This is a genomic window from Neorhizobium galegae, from assembly GCF_021391675.1.
In the GTDB taxonomy this organism is placed as follows: Bacteria; Pseudomonadota; Alphaproteobacteria; order Rhizobiales; family Rhizobiaceae; genus Neorhizobium; species Neorhizobium galegae_B.
This window is the reverse complement of the sequence record NZ_CP090096.1, coordinates 573,583-594,010: the sequence shown is the minus strand read 5'-3', so window position 1 is coordinate 594,010 and position 20,428 is coordinate 573,583. Positions and strand designations below refer to the sequence as shown.

Below are 20,428 nucleotides of genomic sequence, written 5' to 3'. Positions count from 1 at the left end.
GATCCTCGTCACTACCCGCATGCCCCCTGTCCACCATGGACGCAGATCCTGTGGTCAGTAGTCGGGAGATGGTGTGATGCTCCTCCAAGCTCTGTGACGGTCGGTGAACATACGGCCCGCCGTTCGAAGCTTTTGGCTCCGGCGAAAACGAACTGAATGTCGAGAAGCTTGGTGCCTCTCCTCCCCAGAAAATAAATTAACGTACTATTTGGTTAATTCAAGCGGAAGCGAGCGGCGCTCCGATTTTTCTGGGCCGTGCCGGTCTCTTCACCTGTCGGAAAACGGATGGCGTCGGCGCGCAGACGCAATCAGATAGCTCAGGGCGGCGTCCGAAATCATCTGCTTGTGGCGCAGCACCAGCCCCGGCTTGTGGTTCTCCGGCGTGACCTGCCAGAGCTCCTTCAGGCCGATGCCGTATTTCTGCGGCTCGCGATCCTTCTGCAGGTCGAACTTCTGGATCAGCTGCTTGGCGAGAGAATCCCGCACGCCCTCGCCGATCACCACATATTTTCCATGAAGCTCCATGCCGCGGGTGAAGTTCGGGGGCTAGCCGTTCTTCTCGATGCCCATGTCGCCGATGGCGACGCCCTTGACTGCCCCGTTCGCGTCGTACAGCACTTCGGCGGCCGCAAGGCCCGGACAGATCTCGACGCCCAGAGCTTCCGCCTTTTCGGCGAGCCGGCGACAGACGTTTCCGAGCGAGAAGAATTCGAATCCTCAGGGCTTGATCAGTCCTGACGGATCCAGGTGGACGGACCGGGAATCCTTTTGGCCTTCAAACGCCGATCTTGAGTTTGGTCCCGTCCTCCTGAGCCCGTGCCCGTCGAATGCGGGATAATGGTGCAGCCGCGCGAGAGCGGCGACCACCGTGGCCGCAGCGACGCGCCTTGATGGTACTATCAAGCGGAAGTCTTGAGACGATGGGAACCGTCTCCCCTCTCGGTTGGCTTAGGGCGGCAGTCTCGGCGCCAATGACGGTATCGTCTCGATGGCTTGCCCGATCGTCGTGTCTCCTCGGTCGCCGCTGACAGCTCTGAAATACTATCGCCAGCAAACGGTGAGGAAAGAAAACCATGGTTTATCCGAGCTCCGATCGCCTGAAGTCTGCACTACTCCTCTTGGCCGCATCAGGCCTTGCGCTCGGGCTGCTTGTCTATGCCGTCGATATGCCCGATATAGCCAAACTCGCGTGGCAGGCGGGTGTCATCCCGGTCCTCGCCGCACTGATCATCGAAATCATGCGCGGTCTCTGGCGTCGAGAAATTGGACTGGACATCGTGGCGGCACTTTCAATGTCTGCGGCGTTGTTGTTCGGGGAAACGCTCGCCGCATCCGTCGTTGCCCTAATGTACTCCGGCGGGACATTTCTGGAGAGCTTTGCCGAGGGGCGTGCACGGCGCGAAATGAGCGCACTCCTCTCGCGTGTGCCGAGATCCGCCACGCGTCACACCAAGGAGGGCCTCGAAGAGATCGGGTTGCAGGATATCGAACCGGGCGATCTGCTGATGATCCACCAGGGCGCCGTCGTGCCGGCAGACGGTGACATCGAAAGCCCGCGGGCGATCCTCGACAAATCGGCGCTGACCGGCGAATCCATGCCTGTACGACTGGAGCATGGTCAGGAAGCAATGAGTGGGTCGACCAATGCCGGCGATGCCTTTGACCTGCGGGTCCGGCATCGTGTGGCAGACAGCACCTATGCCGGCATCGTCCGGCTGGTCGAGGCAGCTCAGGCATCCAAGGCGCCGATGGCCCGGCTGGCCGACCGGTATTCCCTGCTGTTTCTGGCCGTCACCATCGCATTATCGACAGCGGCCTGGTGGCTCACCGGTGATCCCATTCGCGCGGTGGCTGTTCTGGTCGTGGCAACACCATGCCCGCTGATACTTGCAGTTCCAGTGGCGTTGGTGGCTGGTCTGTCTCGAGCGGCACACTTCGGCGTCCTCATCAAAGGAGCAAAGCCCCTGGAGGCTCTGGCAGGGATCAGCACGTTGATCCTCGACAAGACCGGTACACTGACAGATGGACGACCGCAGATCGTTTCCATCGAAACCCACAACGGCATGTCAGAAAGCGAGGTTCTTTATTTCGCGGCCGCTCTGGAACAGGCGTCGAAACACCCGATGGCCCAAGCGATTGTCGCGGCAGCACACCGACAACGGGTCTTGCTGCCTGTCCCGGAACATGTGAGCGAACGGGCCGGTGAAGGCCTTGCCGGAACAGTCGACGGCCGGGAGGTCGCCGTAGGAGGTGTTGCGTTCGTGAGTACGAAGGTCGGCGTTGAGCCGACAGGGAGCCTGGCCATGACGGCGGGGACCGTGGTCGTCGCCCTTGCGGTTGATAACAGGATCGCGGGGTATCTCACCATGGCGGACGCGCTGCGATCAGGCACCGCCGAGCTCATCGCGGGTCTACGGCGGTTAGGCATCAGCCGCATCTTGCTGGCGACTGGTGACCGCCGGGCGGTCGCCGAGACAGTGACCAGAGGGTTGCGGCTGGACGCAGTCCGCTCAGACCTCACACCGGACCAGAAGGTTCTGCTGGTATTGACAGAGCGCAAGAATGGGCCGGTCATGATGGTCGGCGACGGGGTTAACGATGCGCCAGCTCTTGCTGCCGCCGATATTGGGGTGGCTATGGGCGCCCGGGGGGCCGCCGCCTCCGCAGAGGCGGCGGATATCGTACTTCTGGTCGACCACCTGGACCGCTTGCTCCCAGGCATTGAAATAGCGAAACGCTCGCGGCGTATCGCGCTGGAAAGCGTGGTAGCCGGAATCGGAATGTCCATCTGCGGAATGATCGCAGCCGCACTTGGATATTTGACGCCCGTGCAGGGGGCTCTGCTCCAGGAACTGATCGATGTGGCCGTTATCCTGAATGCTCTTCGGGCGCTGAGGATCAAGCCAACGTTCGATCAACGGTCCGGTGCACCCAGTAGACCCCCGCAATGATATGCTTCAGCGCCCCGAATTTCTCAGGTTTAATCTGGCGATCGCTGGTTCGTTGCATATTGGTAAACTGCGAAACCGCAGGCTACGAGATGCAAAGGACAGGCGGAACCACAAATCCGAGCACTCCCAGCACCCAGCAACGAAACCCGCCGCCGTTTCCCTCATCTAACCGTCCTTCGTGGATCGCAGCTCAGAGACCGGAGCCAATCCAACCATCCCCACGCCGATCCTGAAGGGCGACCTCATCGGCTGCCGAATAGATAAAGCCGGACGCTCAGCCTCGCACCCCCGCCCGGTGCATCGTCGATTTCCAGTGTGCCCCCATGGGCTTCCACCAGATTGCGGGCGACGGCGAGGCCAAGACCGGCCCCGCCGGTCTTGCGGGCACGGGAGGGTTCCAGACGCACGAAGGGCTCCGTCAGGACCTCGCGCCAATCGGCTGGAATCCCCGATCCCTCGTCGTCGACCGTCACTCGCAGCCACTCCGCCTCGATCACAAGCGCCAGATGCGCCGCACCGCCGTATTTGAGCGCGTTATCGATCAGGTTTGCGAATACCCGCCGCAGAGCCAGACGATCGCCAATTACCATTGCCGTCTCGGGCGGAAGGGCGGCCAAGGTGATATGCGCGCCTGCCGCCCGGCGGTCCATTACCTCCGCTTCCAAAAGCGGCACGAGGTCGAGGAGTTCCTCGTCCAGAGCTCCGACACCGGCGCGGCCGGCCAGTAGCGCATTGTCGAGAAGCTCGATCATATCGTCTATGTCGGCTGCGGCCTTTTCCCGTTCCGTCTTGTTCGGGATGTGCTCGACGCGAAGCCTCAGTCGGGTCGCGAACGTGCGCACATCGTGCTGGATACCGCCAATCAGCGCCAACCTGGCGCGGACGATCGCATGCAGGCGCGTCTGCAACCGATCAAAGGCCTTGAGCAGCGCCTGAGTTTCGGGCGCTGCTCCTTTCAGTTTCGGCAGCACGACTGGCGCCCCGATCGGGTCGATCCGATCGACGACGGCGGCGAGCCGGGTCAGCGGGCGGATTTCCCGATGGAGGACGATCAGCGCCGCGACGGCGAACAACGTCCCGATCAACCCGGCGCCGAGCCCCGCCGGCAGGCCGAACCAGGCGACGATGAAGGGCGTGCGGGTTTCCATCACCAGCACCCGATCCGGCGAAAGGCGGATGCGGAACTGGACGGGATTGAGCACGCCCTGAAACAGACGCGGCCGCCGGAACCTGCGCTCCGGAACCAGAAGGCGGATCGACAGCAGGTCGCTGCCGAGAACCGCTCGATATATCCCGTAGTCTGGATCCTCCCAGAGATCGAGGGCGTTTTCTGGTCCCAAATCATTCTCGACAACGCTCAGATCGAGGATTGGTGAGCTCACCGCGTCGAGCAGCGCCGGCCAACGGGCGGAAGGTTCGCTCTTCAAAAGCGTGACGATGGCGGCAATCTGGCCGGGCGGCGGGTTGGACGCGGTGCGGCTAAGGCCGTTGGCAAGATAGTAGAACGAAATCAGCACAATCCAGAGCGCCAGGAAACCCGCCCCTCCGATTGCGATGAGCCGCCTGGAAAGGCTCAGGCGAAACATCATGTCACCTGCCGCACCGGCACCGTCAGCAGATAACCGCCGTTGCGCACGGTACTGATCAGGTTGCTGCCAGGGCTTGCCGCTTCCAGTTTCTTGCGCAGCCGCGAGACGAGAATATCGACAGTGCGGTCGAAGGGATCGGCGGTGCGGCCATGGGTCCAGTCAAGAATCTGGTCACGCGAGAGAACCCGGCGCGGCCTGATCACGAAGCAAGAGAGAAGTTCGAACTCTCCACTCGTCAGTGAAACGACGCCTTCCGACCCGGCTTCGAGCTGGCGTGCATCGAGATCGGCGACGAAACGGTCGAAGGCGTAACGCCGGCTCGGCCGCTGGAACACCTGGGGCGCGGCGCGGCGCAACAGTGCCCGGACGCGCGCCAAGAGTTCGCGGGGGCCGAACGGTTTGACAAGATAGTCGTCGGCCCCGAGTTCGAGGCCGACGACGCGGTCGGTCTCGTCGCTTTTCGCGGTCAGCATCAGGATCGGCAACGGCCGCGTTGCACGGATGCGCCGGCAGACCGAGAGGCCGTCTTCGCCGGGCATCATCAGATCCAGGATCATCAGGTCCGGCTCACGCCGCAGAAGCACCTCGTCCATGGCGCGCGCATCCTCGGCCGCCTCGACGGCAAAACCTTCGCGCAACAGCAGATCGCCAACGAGCTGCCTTATGTCGGCATCGTCATCGACGATCAGAATCGTGGGCATGGATCGGTCCATGGCACAACCATGAACAAGCGATTTGCCGAAATCAAGCGCCGGCGGGCCGTTGATACAAAACGCTACAAACCGGCGACAAAGGCCTACAAATCGAAACCGGCGCGACATAACCGGCATACATCGCGCCGCCATCCTCACTCACGTCGACGATCGATCCCCTGCTTTCGTCGACGCGACGATCCACATCGAAACGAGGATGAAACGATGACCAAGACACTGACAGCCGGCCTGCTCGCCGGCACTTTCGCTCTGCTTTCGGTCGGTCAGGCAAATGCCTGGACCCGCGACGGCTCGACTAGCAGCCCACGCGGCACCGCATCCGTGCATGCGAGCGGCGGCTGCGCAGGCGGCTCTTGCTCGCGCAGCATCAATCGCACTGGCCCAAACGGCTACAGCATGTCGCGCAACGGCTCGGCCTCGTGCGACGGCGGCTATTGCACCGGCTCCCGGACCACGACCGGCCCGAGCGGCAACACGGTTACCCGCTCGGGCAGCTTTCATCGCTACTGACCCGAGGCGCGGCGCCCGGCGGCTTCCCGCCCCCAGCACGAGCCGCCGGGCAACTTTTTTTCGCGAGGTTCTCCCATGTTCCAGAGTTCCGTCGATCCGTCGCTGCGTGCCGGCATCCTTATCATTGCGGCCTGCTTCATGCTGCTCGAATATCTGATCGGCAGGCTGGCGAGGCACGACACGCATGACCTCAAAGAATCGGCTGCGTCCTTCGGCGTCGCGGTGATCCATGGCCTCGTGCGCCCTCTCGAAGCCGCCCTCGTCGCTGTGCCGTTCATGTTCGCCTACCGGCACCGTCTGTTCGACATAGACATCACGACAGCGGCCGGGCTGCTGGCGCTCTTCGTCGCGGTGGACTTCGTCTATTATTGGCATCACCGTGCCTCGCATCACATCCGCTGGCTCTGGGCGACGCATGCAGTGCATCACTCGCCGACCAGGCTCAACCTGACGGCGGCGATCCGGCTCGGCTGGACCGGTGATATTTCCGGCCATTTCCTGTTCTTTGTGCCGCTTGCCTGGGCAGGCTTCCATCCGTTCGGCATCGTCGCGATGCTCGGCCTCAACCTCGCCTATCAGTTCTTCATCCATACCGAGCTTTCGCCGCGTCTCGGCCCGCTCGAATGGGTGCTGAACACGCCTGCGCACCATCGAGTGCACCACGCGTCCAATGCCGGCTGCCTCGACAAGAATTTCGGCGGCATCCTGATCGTCTTCGACCGGCTGTTTGGCACCTTTACGGAAGCGCCGAAGACCGAGGCCTTGCGCTACGGCCTGCGCGGCCGCCCGGCCTCGCTCAATCCGGGGCGAATCGCGCTTGGCGAATGGGCCATCCTTTGGCGGGATTTCCGCCGCACAACCGGCCCGACCGCCAAGCTCCGGGTGCTATTCGGACCGGTCGGCCCCGCACCGCGGCCGATCGAAAGACCTGCAAATGACAGTCTTCCGACCGACAACAACTCCACCACCAGAACCGAAGGACTATCCCCATGATCCGCAAGCTCCTCGTCGCGCCCAGCGTTCTCGCCCTCATCCTCGCGGCGCTCGCCGGCACGGCCTCGGCCCAGACGCAGGTATCGCCCGAAATGCGGCAGCAGGCGTTCAAGGTCGCCCGCGCCTGCCGCACCGACCTGAAAACCTATTGCGACGGCGTCGAGCGCGGCGATGGCCGCATCGCCGCCTGCCTCAGGGACAATGCGCAAAAGCTCTCCTCCCCCTGCCGCTCGGCGCTGAGTGACGTGATCCAGCACTGAATTCTCACCTTCGAAAGGAAAATCCGATGTTCAGGAAACTGCTTCTCGCACTCGCGATGCTCGCCGGCATGACATCCGTCGCAGCCGCCGCTACCGCCGCGATCGCCACCGGCAATGTCAATCTGAGGGCCGGCCCCTCGACCGCCTATCCGGTCGTCACCGTCGTACCGGTGGGCGCCCGCATCACCACCTACGGCTGCCTCGACGGCTATAGCTGGTGCGATATCGGGCTCGGCGCCATGCGAGGCTGGGTCTCGGCGAACTATATCCAGGTCGTCTATCGCGGTGCGCCCGTGGTGCTGACGCCGGCCCTTGCCCCGCGCATCGGCGTCGTGGTCGTCGGCTACAATCGCGCCTATTGGGATCGCCACTACGTGCGCTACCCGTGGTACTCGAGCTGGCGTTATGACCCGCCGATTGTCGCGCCGCGCGTCAATTCCTTCGACCGGACGGTGGAATGCGCAAACGGCACCTGCACCGCAACCCGCTCGACGACCGGCATCTATGGCGGCACGGCCACCCATAACCGCACCTGCGCAAACGGCGAATGCACCGCGACTCGCGACGTCGACGGTCCCCGCGGCAACACGGCGTCGAGGGTGCGCAATTGCAGCCGGGTGGACCAATCCTGCTCCGTGACCCGCACCGGCCCGCGCGGCAACAGCCGCACCCGCGTCTTCGAACGGTGACGTGGACGGCAGAGGCCAGGCGATCCCCATTGCGGTGTGCCGCGTGAGTGCGATGAACATCACCGCCGTTCCATTTGAAGAGCATGTTAGCGAAATTGAAATGGCAGAGCTCACGCTCCGGTCGGGTAGCAAGATCGCGTGCCCTGCCATAGCTGAAGCCCCCGCCTCACTGGAATGCCGGCTCCACTCCTTCGTCGACCTCGGGCAGGTCACGAGAAGTTATACTCGGCGAAATCGTTGCTGCGCAGCTGAGGAGCGACATGATAAATGATCGATATCATATCGACCCCGTGATCCTCGATGCCGTCGGAAGAATGGGGGGAGCACGTATTCGACGACGCGGGACTGCTTCGAACTTAAGCCACTCTCCGAGTGATACGGAAAGGCAGAATATGTGGCATGCGCCAACTATGTCGGCAGGTAGACCCGCCAGACCAATATTGGCGGCACGTTTCGTGATACAGGCCAGTAGTACTCAGCCGGCAAAAGGGATTGAGCCAATGCCGATGCGCAGGTATGCACAAGGCCGAACATCATCGCAACAGCAGGAGACAGGGCGTGTCTGGGCGGAAATGCGAGAGGGCAACGCGTAAAACCGATATTGGGTGGCTTTCAGGGACCAAAATGACTTTTTCAATCGAAACGCTCGGCGCCGAGCCATCGCGAATAACAAGCCTCATAGAGATGCTACAGGAAATGCAGGCGCATTACGACGTGCCCTGCCCTTCAGCAGATGACATTCTGCGGGGCTTGATAGAACGACCGAAAGGCGCGGAAATCATTGTCGCAATGGATGCATCGACTATGGCGGGGTTCGCCGCCTTCAGCGCCATCTATCCCGGCCCCTATCTGCAAGCTGGCCTTTTCCTGAAAGAGCTATACGTGCGTGGCGCCTATCGCGGCCGTGGAATAGGTCAGGAAATGCTCGCCCACCTCGCACGCCTAGCAAGAGATCGTGGATTGTCGCGGATCGACTGGACCGCCGATGCTAACGACGAGCGCCTGCTGCGTTTCTATGACAGCATTGGCGGACAGCAAAAACCTGACAAGATCTTCTATCGGCTGGATGGCGATGCCCTGAAGCGTCTCGCCTCCTGATGTCGGGATGATCCCGATCTAATCTTTCGTTGAACGGGCTTCTTCGTGCAGCCATTGTTCAAAAAGACGCATCGACTGGCTAGTGGGAATGTTGCCCGGCTTGGTGAACCAGTATCCATGGTCACTCCGGAAGCCCAGACCTCCGGGATTGACGAGGCGGCCGGCAGCAAGTTCATCGACAATCAGGCCATGTGGGATCAGCGCCATGCCCTGCCCTGCCAGGGCCGCGCGGATAACCATCGTATAATAGCCGAAACGCATCGTGTGACGAACCTCCAGCCCGAGCAATCCATTCGCCTGCACGAAGAATGGCCAATGGAACGGCGTCTGTGGATGCTCCAGCATGACACCCCGCGCTACGGCTTCGATGGTCGCGGGATCTCCAAGCTTTTCCCAGTAGGATGCGGCGCTGACGAGACGAATGTCATTGCCGAAGAGATATGTGCCCTCCTCATCCGGTGCCGGGGCCACGAAAAAACGTACGCTTCCATCGGGAGTTTCCGTCTGCGTCTTTGAGACGAAGGTCGTAAACTGCACTTCGATTTCGGGATGGGCCTCAGTGAATTGGACAAAGCGCGGCAGAAGCCAGCGATCACCGAAGATCGGCGGCACCTGAAGACGAAGAACACGCGGCCCCGGCTTGAGGCGAGCGACCTTTAGGGCTGCATCCTCCATTGCCTTGATCGCCGTGCGGGCATGCTCGATGTAAATGGCGCCCAACTCGGTTGGAACCATACCGTTCGGCGTGCGCTGGAAAGCTGGGCCACCGATGAGTTCTTCCAATCCGATCAATTGCTTGCTGACCGCGCTTTGCGAGAGCGCGAGCGGCTCTGCGGCAGCACTCGTCGAGCCACGCTCGCCCACAGCCAGCAGAACCTGTAGCGCCGTCATGGAGGGAAATTGCTTGCGGCCAGACATACTCACCTCGCCCATTCAGTCGTTTTCAGACTAAGCATCCAAGGCATGGCTGGCTAGTCGTTTTTGTCATAGGCCAAGGAATTAACTTCGCTTGCCTTAATTAGCGCCAAATAGGAGCATTGCCTCAATATTAAACATAAAAGGGAACTATCATGTCGGAGCCGACCCAGCTCTGGGGTGGACGCTTCAAGTCCGGCCCCTCGGAAGCGCTTGCCAATCTTTCACGCTCGCACCCCTCTTACTTTCGGCTTTACCGCGAAGACCTCGCCGGCTCGCGTGCTCATGCCTCCGAACTGAAGCGCGCCGGCGTGCTGGATGAGGCGGAGTTCGCCACGATCCGTGAAACGCTCGACCATATCGAGACCGATGTCGCAACCGGGAACGAAAAGCCCATCGCCGCAGACGAAGACATTCACACCTTCCTTGAACGCTTGCTGATGCAGCGTCTCGGCGTGCTGGGTGGCAAGCTGCGCGCCGGGCGCTCGCGCAACGACCAGACCTCCAACAATACCCGCCTTTACCTGCGCCGCATGGCGCGGGAATTGTCGCGCGGCATTGTCGAAATCGAACTGGCGCTCATCTCGCAAGCCTCCAGGCATACCGAAACGGTGATGCCGGGCTTCACGCATCTGCAGCCCGCGCAGCCTGTCGTGCTCGGCCATCATCTCATGGCGCATGCGCAGAGCCTGCTGCGCGACCTGGAGCGTTTCGAGGATTTCGACCGGCGCTTCGACCGTTCGCCGCTTGGCGCCGCCGCTCTGGCCGGTTCCGGTATCGCCTGCCGCCCGGATCTGTCGGCGGTCGAACTTGGCTACGCCGCGGCCTGCGAAAACTCCATCGACGCCGTTTCGGCCCGCGATCATGTGGCCGAATTCCTGTTCATCTGCTCACTGGTCACCATCAGCCTGTCTCGCCTTGCGGAAGAAATCTGCATCTGGAGTTCCAAGCAGTTCAGCTGGGTCAGGCTGCATGATTCCTACTCGACCGGCTCCTCCATCATGCCGCAGAAGAAGAACCCCGACATTGCCGAACTGACCCGCGGTATGAGCGGCACGCTGATCGGCAACATTGCCGGGTTTCTGGCAACGATGAAGGCCATGCCACTCGCCTATAACCGCGACCTCGCTGAAGACAAGCGGGCGCTCTTTGAGAGCATCGATGTTCTCGAACTCATCCTGCCCGCTTTCGCCGGCATGGTGGAAACGCTGGAATTCGATGTCGCGAAATTGCGCGAAGAAGCGCCGAGGGGCTTCACGCTGGCAACGGAAGTGGCGGACTGGCTGGTATCCCAGAACGTGCCGTTCGCGCAGGCCCATGACATTACCGGCGCCGTCGTGCGCTATTGCGAAGAGCGCGGCCATGATCTTGCGGGTCTGAGCGAGGAAGACCTGCCCCGTATCGACGCCCGCCTTACGCCCGCTGTTCTCAAGGCCATTACACTGGAAGGCGCGCTCACCAGCCGCACCGGCTTTGGCTCGACGTCGCCAGCCAGGGTGCGGGAACAGATCGAGCGCTTCACCGGCGCGCTGGAGGCAAGAAAGGACTTCGCAGAGAGCACGCTGAACCTGCCGGGCAGAGTTTCCCCCTCCGAGAACGCACGAGGCGTCCGATGACCATGCCAGCACCCCAAGCGGCATCGCTCGACCAGAAATACGAGATCGCCCACCTGACGCTCGTTCCCAAGCGCCATATCGGGCGCATGGTGACCGCCGCCTTGGTTCTGGCCGCTCTTGCCGCCCTCGTCCGCGCCTTCAGCGTCGGCCAGATCGAGTGGAGCTATGTCCGCGACTTCCTCTTTGCACCTGCCATCCTGCAGGGGCTGCAGAGCACGCTGGTGATGACCGTGGCCGCCATGACGCTCGGCATCGTTCTTGGCGTGGTCATCGCCCTGATGCGCGTTTCGGGCAACCCGGTCCTGTCGTCCATTGCGGTGGGCTATGTCTGGATCTTCCGCGGCGCGCCAGCGCTCCTGCAACTGATGATCTGGTTCAACCTGGCGCTCATTTTTCCAACCATGGGCATTCCCGGCCTGTTCGAATTCCGCACCGTGGACATCATGACGCCGTTTGTGGCAGCCATGCTGGGGCTTGGAATTTCCCAGGGCGCCTACACGTCAGAGGTCGTCCGCAGCGGCCTTCTGTCAGTGGATAGCGGACAGTATGAGGCAGCCCGCTCGATCGGCATGACGCAGATGATGATGCTGCGCCGCATCGTGCTGCCACAGGCCATGCGCGTCATGGTGCCGCCGATCGGCAACGAAGTGATCGGCATGGTCAAGCTTACTTCGCTTGCCAGCGTCATCCAGTATTCGGAGATCCTGCACAACGCCCAGATCATCTACTTTGCCAACACCCGCGTGCTGGAACTGCTCCTGGTTGCGAGCTTCTGGTATCTCGCGGTCGTCTCCGTCCTCTCGATCGCCCAGCATTATATCGAGCAATATTTCGGCCGCGGCAGCAAAGCCGTCAGCGCATCGATGTGAGGGGATGAGATGAGCAAGGATATCGTTGTAAAGGCCGTTGACGTCACCAAGCTTTATGGGACTTTCACGGCGCTCGACAAAGTCAGCCTGGAAATCCCCAAGGGCGAGGTCTGCTGCATCATCGGCCCTTCCGGATCAGGCAAGAGCACATTCCTGCGCTGCATCAATCAGCTTGAGAAGATGAACTCTGGTGCGATCTGGGTGAATGACGAACTGGTCGGTTATCGCCGCGAAGGCAACAACCTGCATGAAATCAGCGATGCGGAAATGTCGCGGCAGCGCCGCCACATCGGCATGGTTTTCCAGCGGTTCAACCTGTTTCCGCACAAGACCGCGCTGGAAAACATCATGGAAGGCCCGGTCCAGGTTCTGGGCGAGCCGATAGCCGATGTCCGCAAACGGGCGAAAGACCTACTGGTCCGCGTGGGGCTGGGCGACAAAGCCGGGCATTATCCCTCGCAATTGTCCGGCGGCCAGCAGCAGCGCGTAGCAATTGCCCGTGCAATGTGCATGCGCCCGGAATTGATTCTGTTCGACGAACCTACGTCCGCACTCGATCCGGAACTCGTCTCCGAAGTTCTGGACGTGATGAAGGATCTCGCCGCAAGCGGCATGACCATGATCGTGGTGACACACGAACTGGGCTTCGCCCGGAGCGTTGCGAATACCGTCGCCTTCATGGAGGCGGGTAAGATGGTCGAGGTCGGCCCCGCCTCTGAAGTTCTCAGTTCGCCGAAGAGCCCTCGCACTATCGAGTTCATCAGGGCTGTTCACAGCTGAAATCAATCGGGCCGGTCACTCCGACCGGCCCACGCTTCAAGACTACACCAATCCAGCCAGCTTAAAAAAGGGGAATTCGCATGAAAACAGCTCTTATCACCCTCGCCGCCCTTCTTGCCTCTACGGTGGTGCATGCCGAAGGCCTGCCGGACCGCATCAAGTCTGCGGCCAAGGTCGTCGTCGCAAACCAGCCCAACTACCCGCCGATGGAATACAAGGACCCCGCCACCAATACGCTGATGGGGGTCGATATCGATCTTGGCGTGGCGCTTGCCAAGCAGCTTGGCACCAAGGTCGAATGGGCGGATATCGGCTTCGAGCAGATGATCTCATCTCTCGAGACGGGCCGCGTCGATCTCATCCATAGCGGCATGAGCGACCTTCCGAAGCGCCGTGATACGCTCGATTTCGTCGATTACATGAAATCCGGCGCGCAGTTCTACACCTCGGCGGCGCGCAAGGAGGAGTTCAAGACCCCGGCCGACTTCTGCGGCAAGACGGTGGGCATGAGCCGCCGCACATCCTTCCCGGATGAAACCGCCAAGTGGAGCGCGGCTAACTGCGAGGCCAAGGGTCTCGCCGCCATCAAGGTCGTTGGCACGGAGGGCTCGGCCGATGCGCGCGCTCAGCTTAAGCAGGGCCGCCTCGATGGCGCCGTGCAGGGCTCTGAAACGCTGCCCTACCTGATGGCTCTGGAGAAGAATACCTACGCCATCGTCGGTGAACCGATCACGGCCGTTTACCAGGGCATCGCCTTCTCCAAGAAGGATCCTGCCTTGCGCGATGCCTATGCCGGCGCGCTGAAGGCCATCATGGCATCCGGCGAGTATAAGGCGATCTTCGTAAAGCACGGCCTGGAAGGCACGATGCTGGACGGCATCTACATCAACGGCGAAGCCGCAAAGTAAGCGGCAGGACGTCCACGACACAAATCACCGGTCGCGATAGCCTCGCGGCCGGGATTTCTCCCGCGTTGACGTTGCCGGCCTTCCCTTTATTTCAGAGTTTTCTCATGAACCGTTCTCTCGCCGACACGCCGATTGACAGGCTCGCCCGTTTCATTTCCGATCTTGACTATGGCTCCATACCGGAAAGCGTCGTCGCCAAGACAAAAGTCCACATTGCCGATACCCTGGGCGCAGCCATCGCGGGTGCTCGCTCTCAGGAGTTTGCAAGCGCGTTGCAAGCGATGCACTCAGCGGGCAGTACACGGCTTTGGGGAACAGGCCTTACCGGTTCGCCGCGTGACAGCGCCTTCATCAACGGTGTCGCAGCCCATGCTTTCGAACTCGACGACGCGGGCGGTTGCGATCATTCCGGCGCTGTCATCATGCCCGCCGTCTTTTCAGCCCTGCATGAAGTGGCACGGCCCGTGGATGGCAAGCGCATGATCACCGCCGTTGTCGCCGGTTATGATGCGGGACGCCGCATCCTCGAAGCCACCGGCGGCTATGATGCCCATAACGGGCTCGGCTGGCATTCGACCGGCACCTGCGGCACCTTTGCCGCGGCAGCCGCCGTTGCAAACCTGCTTGGCCTCGATGCCTCCGCCACCCGTGATGCCATGACCCTGTCCACAAGCTTTTCCTCAGGTCTCTGGGCCTTTATCCATGACGGTTCGCAGGCAAAGAAGTTGCATGCGGGGCGCGCAGCAGAGGGCGGCCTGCTTGCAGCCTTACTCGCCGCTAAGGGCTTCGCCGGACCCTCACGCGTGTTCGATGACGTCTGGGGTGGCTTCTTCACGTCGTTCAACAAGTCCGCCTGCCAGCCTGACCTCTTGTCGGAGGGGCTTGGCGATGTCTGGAAGGTCAACCGGGCGGTGCTGAAACCCTATGCCTCCTGCCGAGGCGCCCATTCCGCCGTCGATGCGCTGGAGGACCTGCTCGACGAAACCGGTCGAGTGCCGCAGGAGATCGCCCGGATCGGCCTTCGCATGAGTGGCATGCTGGCGAACATGTGCGGCGCAAAGGTGGCGGGCGCGATGGCGCCAACCCAGATGAGCCTGCCTTTCGCGCTTGCCGCCCGGTGTGTCTTCGGCACCGCCGGCCTTCAGGCCTATACCGAGGAGCGGCGCCAGCATCCAGACGTGCAGGCGGTGATGGAACGGATCGACATTTCCGTCGACGCATCGATGGACGCCATGGCCGAGCCGGTGGTGACCTTGACCTTCCGCGACGGCTTTATTGTCGAGCGGATGGCGCCACGCGCCACGGGCTCTGCCGAGCGACCGATGCCGGCTTTCGCCGTCGCGGCCAAATTCCGTGAACTTGCCACCATGAGTCTGCCCGAAGACCAGGTGGAGACGCTCTGGCAAAAGCTCGGCAACCTTGAGCAGATCAGGGACTGCACGGAGATCGAGGCGCAAATGACCGGCCACGCAGAAACGCTTCCCACCTTCCGCTGAAAGGCAATTCCATGACCTTCGATCTGACACCACGCCCCCTCAACCCGGCAGCGAAGACACCGGACATGACCTGGCCGAACGGCACGAAAAGCGCGCTATTCATCGGATTTGACGTGGATGCCGAGACCGCCTGGATCGGTAACAACCCATCCAATGTCGATCGCATGGTCACCACGTCGCATGGCGGTTATGATGCCCGCGTCGGCATTGCCCGGATCCTTGGCCTGATGAACGAACTCGGCTTGAAGGCCACTTTCTTCACGCCTGGCTGGACGGCGCTCGCGCATCGGGCCGAATGCGAAGCCATGCTGGCAGCCGGCCACGAGATCGGTCACCATGGATACCTGCACAAGCTGCCTGATCGCACCAGGCTCGACGAAGCCATGGAAGAGATCGACCGGGGGTTTGAGGCCCTGCAGTCGGCGCTCGGAGTTCGCCCGGTCGGCTATCGCGCCCCATCGGGCGAGAATTTCCCTGAGCTTCTCGCCTATCTCAAAAAGTCCGGCATCCGCTATTCCAGCTCCTTCCGGGACGACATTTTGCCCTACCGGCACGCTGCAAACGATGGCGTGCCGGGTCTGGTCGAAATCCCCGTCAACTACGCGTTCGACGACTGGAATTTCGGCATGACGAGCCGGACCAGCCCGCGCCCGATCTTCGGGCGCGATATGATCCTGCCACTTTGGATCGACGAGTTCGAGGCAACCCATGCCTGGGGCGGGGTGACGACGCTCGTGCTTCATCCCCAGGTCTCCGGCCGTCCGATGCGCTGGCACCTGCTGCGGGACTTCCTGAAGCACGTACTCACCAAAGGCGATGTGTGGATCGCGACCGGCAGCCAAATCACCGACCATTTCGAGGCCCAGGAAGCGGCCCGTCGGTGCCATCCAGCCTGACCTGGGTGATCTCGACGTCGCCCTGATCGGCATACCGATGGACCTTGGTCGGGACCGTTCCGTCGGGATGATCCACATCAATGCCCATTGCGACACCGGCGGCGCCTATGATCTTACCAACTGCCACCACGGTGGCCCGTTCCGTAACGCGGTTCTCGACGGCGTCTCGATCCCACCCGCGTGGTCCAGATCGGCATTCACGGTGCGGCGCAGTATCTCTGGGAGTTTTCCGACGCGAGCGGCATGACCGTGATCCATGCCGAGGATCTCGGCAGGATAGGCATCGATGCCATTATCAAGACGGCGCGCGCAGTGGTCGGCAAGGCTCGACAGATCGTCCGAGAGATCGACGAGCTGCCGGCGACCAGGTGAGCCACGTCTTATTCGAACTGCCTATCGCCCGGCCCCGGTTGGCGGCTCGCTGCCTTCCGGGAGCGGGCTCTGATACACCCGGCCACCGCGCCGTGCACGTAGTTCGTTCTTGGCGCGCGACAGCAATTCCGGATCGGCGATCACCCTGGCACCGGTTGCCGCCATCACTTTGGCGGCCGTGACCAGGGCCTTGTGGGCGGCCGGTAGCTTGCCTTGGGTCACGGTCTGCCAGGCATGGAACGGCGTGCCGATCGCCGCGGTCGCCGTCAGGCACTGCGCAGTGGGTACGACCCAGCTGACATCGCCCACATCCGTCGAACCGAAGAGCAGGCCGGGCTGTTCCGGCAGCGGCAGAATCCCGTCATGCAGGGATTTCGGATAATCGGCTGGTCCGCCAAAGGCTTCGGCGCTCGCGCGGACGTCGTCATCCGTCAATGCGGCGGCGCGTAACCTGTCGGCGAAGTCGAAGTCCGCCGCATCGAAGCCGGGGGCACCCAGTCTCTCGAACTGCCGATGCATCGCCTCCTCCAGGGCCCGGTTCGGGAGGATATTCGAAGTGGCGCGGTCAAAAACCATCTCGACCTTCGTCTCCGTCATCAGCGCAGCGCCTTCGGCGATCTTGCGCACCCGCTCGAAAAGACTGCGGACATCGCCGAGCTTCGGCGCACGGACCAGGTAGAGGCCCTCCGCGGAAGCCTGCACGACATTGGGAGAAATGCCGCCCGTCTGGGTAATTGCATAATGTACACGCGCGTCCGAGGGCATGTGCTCGCGCATATAGTTGATGCCGACATTCATCAGCTCGACGGCATCGAGAGCGCTGCGACCGACCTGCGGGCTCATCGCGGCATGCGCCGCGCGCCCGCTGAAGCGGAAATAGGCCTGGATATTGGCGAGCGTCGAGGAGGACATGACGGCGTTGTATACGCAAGGGTGCCAGCAGAAGGCGGCATCAAGATCATCAAATGCGCCTGCGCGCACCATGTATGTCTTGCCCGATCCCCCTTCTTCGGCAGGGCATCCATAATACCGAACCCGTGCTTTCACACCGCTCTCGGCCAAGACATCACGCAGCGCGACCGCCGCAAGAAGCGAGGCCGCGCCCAGGAGATTGTGATGGCATCCGTGGCCGTTGGCGCCCGGCTCGGCAGCCCGCTGTTCCGTGATGCCGGCTTCCTGTGAAAGCCCGGCCAGAGCGTCGAACTCCCCCAGGAACCCGATCGTGACGTCACCCTCGCCTGCCTCGGCCATGAAAGCGGTTTTCATTCCTGCAATGCCGCGAGTGACACGGAAACCTTCCGCTTCCATGGCGGCAATATGCTCCTCGACCGAGCGGAATTCCTCGAAACGCAGCTCCGGCATGCCCCAAACGCGATCGCTGAGATCGATGAAGGCCTGAGCTTTGGCGTCGGCGCAGCGTGAAATATGGTCGGCGTCGAGAACGTCATTCCGCCGTGTCGCCTCAGCCCGGTCGTCGTGCATATCAGTCATTCCTCGATCACTTAAGAATATCGGTGCCTGCGCAGGCGAGCAGCACGGCCAGTCCGACGGACATTTCGGGAAGGGTCGTCGCCGGATCCACGTCCGTCCACTCGTTCAGCGTATGGGCGTCGCCACCCTTCCCTCCCCACGAAAGGGTAACGGTCGGAACACCGAGGCTCATGGCGACATTGGCATCCGTCGAAAACGAGCTGAACACCGGGCTCTGGCCAATCGCTGTGATGGCAGCCGCCGCAGACCGCGTCAGCTCACCGTCGGCGGTGACCCCGGCCGGCCGATCGCCGATCAGCACGATCTCGACTGCAATTGAGCCCTTCTCGATCGAACGGCTATCGTTCTCGACATGGCAGGACTGCAACACGATCTCGCGAAAGCGAGTATCGAGATCTGCCAGCTCGGATGCCGAATTGGAACGCAGGTCCACCATCAGCGAAACCTCCGCGGGGATGGCATTGACGGAACTGCCACCCTTGATGACCGTGGAACTGCACGTGGTCTTCGGGTCGTCCGGCAAGGACAGGCGTCCAAGCTCGACAACGGCACGGGCTGCGGCAATCATCGGATTGACGATTCCATGGTCCGCAAAACTGTGGCCGCCCGGTCCTCGGAAGGTGACCCGGTAGCGCTTCGATCCCGTTCCCGCGGAAACGATGGTATTGGCCGGCGTCGGACCATCAAGGCATACGAGAGCCGCAATGCGGTCACGATAGGCGCTGTTGGCAAAGAAGTGCCGCATGCCACGTAGATCGCCTTCGCCTTCCTCGCCAACGCTCGCCAGAACAAGAATATCGTCCCGAGTCTCTATTCCGGCAGAATCGAGAGCGCGGAGATAGGCCAGGATGGTGGCAAGGCCACGGGTGTTGTCGCCCACGCCCGGCGCGGAAAGATGAAAGCCATCGCGCCGGACGGCAACATCGGTACCCTCGGGAAACACGGTATCGAGGTGAGCGGAAACCGCGATCATGCGACCGCCCGAAGTGTTGCCCCGGCGAACTCCCATGACATTGCCGATGGAATCGATCGCGACGTCCTCCAGCCCGGCAGCTTCGAGCATGTCCCGGTATGCCTGCCCACGAGCCTCTTCCTTGAAGGGGGGCGCCGGAATTTCGGTGAGCGTCACTAGCTCGCTGATGAAACGCTCATGCGTCTGGGCGAGAGAGTTTATCACAGCGCGAAAAGACGCGCTGGCGAGGAGCGCCGGGATCGCAGTGTCTCCGGCGAGCGGGGCGGTTTTGAAGGTTTGCATGGTCAGGCCGCTTCGTTGAGATGACAGGCTGAAAGGCGCCCAGGGCCGATCGCTTTGAGTTCGGGAATGTCTCGCTTGCAGCGATCCATTGCGCTCGGGCAGCGCGGATGGAACGGACAACCCGACGGAGGATCGAGCGGCGATGGAAGCTCGCCCTGGATCGGCTTGTAGTCGCGTTCGCCGGCTTCGAGCACCGGCAACTGCTCCAGCAACAGCTGCGTATAGGGATGGTTGGGAGTAGAAAACAGTTCTTCGGTCGGCGCGATTTCCACCACCCGGCCGAGATACATGATGACCACCCGGTCGGAGATATGTTCGACCACGCCGAGATTGTGCGAAATGAACAGATAGGTCAGGTCCAGCTCGTCACGCAGATCCATGAAGAGGTTCAGCACCTGCGCCTGGATCGAGACATCGAGCGCGGCGACCGCCTCATCGCAGATGATCAACGATGGCTTGACCGCAAGAGCGCGGGCAATGCCGATGCGCTGCCGCTGACCTCCGGAAAACTGGTGTGGATAGCGGTTGGCATAGGCACCGGAAAGCCCGACCTTTTCCATGAGGTCGACGACGTAGGCCCGCTGCTCGGCCTTGCGGATCAACCCGTGGGCGACCGGCGCTTCACCGATGATATCGACCACGCGCATGCGCGGATTAAGTGAGGCGAACGGGTCCTGAAAAATCATCTGGACGCTGAGCGCAAAATCCCGGCGCTGTTCGGGCGTCATCGTCGCGGACGAAACCCCTTTGTAGCTGATGGTGCCGGCGCTGATACTGCTGATGCCGGCGATCATCCGAGCTACGGTGGACTTGCCGCAGCCGGACTCGCCGACGATCCCGACGACCTCTCCCCTTCTCACGGAAAGATCGATGCCTGCAACGGCGCGCACGTCGATCCTCTTGACCCCGGCGCCAAAGAGGTTGGCGATGTGCCCGGCCACGCCGACCGGCTTGGTGAACGTCTTGGCGAGGGAACGGAGTTCCAGCATCGGTTCCTGCTGGCTTTTTTCTGTCGTCATGTCCTGTC

The 20,428-nt window shown here is 61.9% G+C and carries 18 protein-coding genes and 2 pseudogenes; 13 read left to right on the top strand and 7 right to left on the bottom strand.

The window, feature by feature from the left end; genetic code table 11:
* Positions 1 to 354: 354 nt before the first annotated feature.
* Positions 355 to 702, bottom strand: a pseudogene (locus tag LZK81_RS25525) (NAD(P)/FAD-dependent oxidoreductase); the annotation flags it as partial.
* Positions 703 to 1,073: 371 nt separating this feature from the next.
* Here LZK81_RS25525 and LZK81_RS25520 point away from each other — a divergent pair.
* A complete protein-coding gene (locus tag LZK81_RS25520; RefSeq protein WP_233957785.1) occupies positions 1,074 to 2,951 on the top strand; it encodes a heavy metal translocating P-type ATPase in 1,878 nt (625 codons plus the stop codon).
* Between the two features lie 242 nt (positions 2,952 to 3,193).
* Here LZK81_RS25520 and LZK81_RS25515 read toward each other — a convergent pair whose 3' ends face one another.
* A complete protein-coding gene (locus tag LZK81_RS25515) occupies positions 3,194 to 4,537 on the bottom strand; it encodes a sensor histidine kinase (protein ID WP_233957784.1) in 1,344 nt (447 codons plus the stop codon).
* On the bottom strand, positions 4,537 to 5,241 hold the full coding sequence (locus tag LZK81_RS25510) for a response regulator (protein ID WP_233957783.1): 705 nt from the start codon (positions 5,239 to 5,241) through the stop codon (positions 4,537 to 4,539). The genes LZK81_RS25515 and LZK81_RS25510 overlap by 1 nt, the downstream gene beginning before the upstream one ends.
* 216 nt (positions 5,242 to 5,457) lie before the next feature.
* Between LZK81_RS25510 and LZK81_RS25505 the strand changes: the two genes are divergently transcribed.
* The 5 genes from LZK81_RS25505 to LZK81_RS25485 all read left to right on the top strand — a co-directional run bounded on the left by LZK81_RS25505 (position 5,458) and on the right by LZK81_RS25485 (position 8,803).
* Entirely contained in the window at positions 5,458 to 5,763 is a 306-nt protein-coding gene (locus tag LZK81_RS25505) for a hypothetical protein (protein WP_233957782.1), read from the top strand.
* 75 nt (positions 5,764 to 5,838) lie between these two features.
* On the top strand, positions 5,839 to 6,756 hold the full coding sequence (locus LZK81_RS25500; RefSeq protein WP_233957781.1) for a sterol desaturase family protein: 918 nt from the start codon (positions 5,839 to 5,841) through the stop codon (positions 6,754 to 6,756).
* A complete protein-coding gene (locus LZK81_RS25495; RefSeq protein ID WP_046612136.1) occupies positions 6,753 to 7,016 on the top strand; it encodes a cysteine rich repeat-containing protein in 264 nt (87 codons plus the stop codon). Before LZK81_RS25500 ends, LZK81_RS25495 begins: the two co-directional genes overlap by 4 nt.
* Before the next feature lie 26 nt (positions 7,017 to 7,042).
* Positions 7,043 to 7,705, top strand: coding sequence for an SH3 domain-containing protein (locus tag LZK81_RS25490; RefSeq protein ID WP_233957780.1), 663 nt, complete (start codon positions 7,043 to 7,045; stop codon positions 7,703 to 7,705).
* A 624-nt stretch (positions 7,706 to 8,329) separates the two neighbouring features.
* Entirely contained in the window at positions 8,330 to 8,803 is a 474-nt protein-coding gene (locus LZK81_RS25485; RefSeq protein ID WP_233957779.1) for a GNAT family N-acetyltransferase, read from the top strand.
* Between the two features lie 18 nt (positions 8,804 to 8,821).
* On the opposite strand, the gene LZK81_RS25480 is transcribed toward LZK81_RS25485, so the two are convergent.
* Positions 8,822 to 9,721 (bottom strand): LysR family transcriptional regulator, encoded by a 900-nt coding sequence (locus tag LZK81_RS25480; protein WP_233957778.1) that lies wholly within the window; start codon positions 9,719 to 9,721, stop codon positions 8,822 to 8,824.
* Positions 9,722 to 9,873: 152 nt separating this feature from the next.
* On the opposite strand from LZK81_RS25480, the gene argH reads away from it, so the two are divergent.
* The 7 genes and pseudogenes from argH to LZK81_RS25445 all read left to right on the top strand — a co-directional run.
* Complete coding sequence (gene argH, locus LZK81_RS25475; protein WP_233957777.1) at positions 9,874 to 11,334, top strand: argininosuccinate lyase; 1,461 nt, start codon at positions 9,874 to 9,876, stop codon at positions 11,332 to 11,334.
* A 2-nt stretch (positions 11,335 to 11,336) separates the two neighbouring features.
* Positions 11,337 to 12,203: an amino acid ABC transporter permease gene (locus tag LZK81_RS25470; RefSeq protein ID WP_233957821.1), complete on the top strand. Its 867-nt coding sequence runs from the start codon at positions 11,337 to 11,339 to the stop codon at positions 12,201 to 12,203.
* Between the two features lie 9 nt (positions 12,204 to 12,212).
* Positions 12,213 to 12,983: an amino acid ABC transporter ATP-binding protein gene (locus LZK81_RS25465; RefSeq protein ID WP_233957776.1), complete on the top strand. Its 771-nt coding sequence runs from the start codon at positions 12,213 to 12,215 to the stop codon at positions 12,981 to 12,983.
* Positions 12,984 to 13,063: 80 nt separating this feature from the next.
* Positions 13,064 to 13,891: an ABC transporter substrate-binding protein gene (locus tag LZK81_RS25460; RefSeq protein ID WP_233957775.1), complete on the top strand. Its 828-nt coding sequence runs from the start codon at positions 13,064 to 13,066 to the stop codon at positions 13,889 to 13,891.
* A 104-nt stretch (positions 13,892 to 13,995) separates the two neighbouring features.
* Entirely contained in the window at positions 13,996 to 15,387 is a 1,392-nt protein-coding gene (locus LZK81_RS25455; protein WP_233957774.1) for an MmgE/PrpD family protein, read from the top strand.
* An 11-nt stretch (positions 15,388 to 15,398) separates the two neighbouring features.
* Entirely contained in the window at positions 15,399 to 16,283 is an 885-nt protein-coding gene (locus LZK81_RS25450; RefSeq protein WP_233957773.1) for a polysaccharide deacetylase family protein, read from the top strand.
* Positions 16,284 to 16,326: 43 nt separating this feature from the next.
* Positions 16,327 to 16,604, top strand: a pseudogene (locus LZK81_RS25445) (arginase family protein); the annotation flags it as partial.
* 72 nt (positions 16,605 to 16,676) lie between these two features.
* Here LZK81_RS25445 and LZK81_RS25440 read toward each other — a convergent pair.
* The 3 genes from LZK81_RS25440 to LZK81_RS25430 are packed head-to-tail and all read right to left on the bottom strand — an operon-like array spanning position 16,677 to position 20,420.
* Positions 16,677 to 18,137 carry a M20 family metallopeptidase gene (locus tag LZK81_RS25440; RefSeq protein ID WP_233957820.1) on the bottom strand — a complete coding sequence of 487 codons (1,461 nt, stop codon included), beginning with the start codon at positions 18,135 to 18,137 and terminating at the stop codon, positions 16,677 to 16,679.
* Between the two features lie 16 nt (positions 18,138 to 18,153).
* Positions 18,154 to 19,401 (bottom strand): M20/M25/M40 family metallo-hydrolase, encoded by a 1,248-nt coding sequence (locus LZK81_RS25435; protein ID WP_233957772.1) that lies wholly within the window; start codon positions 19,399 to 19,401, stop codon positions 18,154 to 18,156.
* A 2-nt stretch (positions 19,402 to 19,403) separates the two neighbouring features.
* Positions 19,404 to 20,420: an ABC transporter ATP-binding protein gene (locus tag LZK81_RS25430; RefSeq protein WP_233957771.1), complete on the bottom strand. Its 1,017-nt coding sequence runs from the start codon at positions 20,418 to 20,420 to the stop codon at positions 19,404 to 19,406.
* Between the last annotated feature and the right edge of the window lie 8 nt (positions 20,421 to 20,428).